Annotated in this window: 3 protein-coding genes; 1 reads left to right on the forward strand and 2 read right to left on the reverse strand. The window is 37.8% G+C overall.

Features of this window, described 5'->3' with window-relative positions; genetic code table 11:
• Positions 1-112 precede the first annotated feature (112 nt).
• Positions 113-550 (forward strand): hypothetical protein, encoded by a 438-nt coding sequence (locus tag BTHERMOSOX_RS10685; protein ID WP_138121120.1) that lies wholly within the window; start codon positions 113-115, stop codon positions 548-550.
• A gap of 206 nt (positions 551-756) precedes the next feature.
• On the opposite strand, the gene BTHERMOSOX_RS10690 is transcribed toward BTHERMOSOX_RS10685, so the two are convergent.
• Both BTHERMOSOX_RS10690 and BTHERMOSOX_RS10695 read right to left on the reverse strand, forming a co-directional pair.
• The gene (locus tag BTHERMOSOX_RS10690) at positions 757-1,599 is read right to left on the reverse strand and encodes a DUF3037 domain-containing protein (protein WP_138121121.1); all 843 of its coding nucleotides are present in this window, start codon (positions 1,597-1,599) and stop codon (positions 757-759) included.
• Complete coding sequence (locus BTHERMOSOX_RS10695; protein ID WP_346654957.1) at positions 1,596-1,835, reverse strand: HipA family kinase; 240 nt, start codon at positions 1,833-1,835, stop codon at positions 1,596-1,598. The genes BTHERMOSOX_RS10690 and BTHERMOSOX_RS10695 overlap by 4 nt, the downstream gene beginning before the upstream one ends.
• Positions 1,836-1,984 lie beyond the last annotated feature (149 nt).

A 1,984-nucleotide genomic window follows, 5' to 3' on the forward strand; every position in this document is an offset into this window, starting at 1 on the left:
TCCTGATTTATTTTCATGGTTGCTGAATGAAATGGGGGAACTTCCACTACCACGAAAGGAGCGTGGAGTGGCTAAGCCTAACCCTCTGAAACTAATAGATGTCCCGTGTTAAGTGGGTAGCCAAAAAAGACAACAAGCAGAAACTTTTTTAAATGAACAAATCGAACAAGTCGAGAAAGAACTGCAAACAGTACAAGCGGATGACAATCTAAAAAATGAATGTTTATACCCTCTTCAGCAATACAAGCAAAAAATATCAAACAACAACAGTATTGCTCACCTCTATGAACTGCAATCATTCATTCGTGATGAAAAAGATGCTGCGTTTGAGAAAATTGCAAACGCAATGGAGGCAAAACGGACAAAAATTGAACCGGGTGTAAAAGATAAACCTAGTCCCGTCTATAAAAAACCAATCATCATAAAACCACGCGAGCTCACTCATCAAACCTATCTGGAAAATGAAGAGCAAATGGATAAATTTTTAGATGAGCTTAGAGTGAAATTAAAGACCGCTATTGATAGTGGCGATAAAATTGAGATTAGATAAAGCCTGAAAAGAGAGAGAGTTTCACCACGAAGGGCACGAAGAACACGAAGGGAAGAGCTTTTGACTTTTTCTTCTTCGTGTTCTTCGTGGTTTAAAATAAATCCAGATTACCTATTGATCGCAGCTAAAGCCTCTTCACAGATTACAATAATCTACCCAATAATGATGGCACTTTTGGGGGCGATTGCAAAGGCCTGATTTAAGTTTTAATCGACTGATTGAGCAAAAGCCAGGATACTTTCTTTCTTTTGATAAGGAATGACATTTACCCCTTCATCTTGTAAATTCTCAATCACCTCTTCAAATGCATCTTTTCGCTCATCCTTATTGTCAACCCCATTGACTGTAAATAATACTTTTTCGGGTAAAAAATTATTTCGTTTAAGCCTTTTTATACGTGCCAGCCACGCATCACCATGTTCAATAATCTTACTGGGTTCAGAGTGATCAAGTCGTAATGGTTTAATAATTTTAACTGCTTTATCTTTTTGCTGCTCAACAAAAGGGAATGTCGCATGGTATGAATCATTCCCTATTTTCATACTATGAAATAGGTCGCCTATATCAGCCTGAAAAAGCAATTTTCGAACGCCACTCTCCATCACTTTCTCTTGATATTGTTTTGTTACAAAATCACGTTCTACATAGAACTGGTAGAGTTGCTCAAGCTTTTTTGCAGGATTATCAGTCAAAACAACTCTTGGCGCACTAAACTTGATTACAGTCTCTCTAGGACGAATGATTTCAGCAAAATAATGTTTTGCAAAATCAGTATCATTATCCTTCAAGCGCCTATCAAAACCGTGTTGATTAAAAATATCCAAGCTTCTTTCTAACTCATCACGGAGCTTGTACATAGTTTCCTGATAAACACGGCGATCTAATTGATCGAAAAAATTAGTTACCCGTCCATAACGCTTAATCATCAATTTATAACCAAAAAAGCGCTGCTCAGGAGTTATCAAAACAATGCCAACATTCGCAAATTCACCGGTTTCAACAAAGGGTGCAAAGCGAACAATTGCATAAAGACAAGGTGTTTTTTTCATATCTGCTCCCAGAAATTTATGTTCTGGTAGTAAGTTAATTGTTGGTACATTTCATTACGTTGTATATCTGTTGGGATGGTTTTTTCATCATCAAAAAACCACCACTCCTCAGGGACAGTATGGCAAATTTCATCCCAAACAGCCAATATTTCTGAAAACCTGTTACTGTATTCCAATTGTAAAGCAGGGTTATTGAACAAGTTTAGTCGTTGCTTATAAAAAGCATGGGATTGCAAAAATTCTGACTTTGAAAACTCCGTAACTTCTCATTATCCACCGGCAGCGGCCGCACGGATAGCGTCTGATAAGGGTGGAATATCCCCTATACCCAGTAAGCGATCTTTCAAATAATCCCAAAATGATAGGCCATGCTTTCGACAGGTCT

This window comes from Bathymodiolus heckerae thiotrophic gill symbiont, from assembly GCF_900128515.1.
Lineage (GTDB): Bacteria > Pseudomonadota > Gammaproteobacteria > PS1 > Pseudothioglobaceae > Thioglobus_A.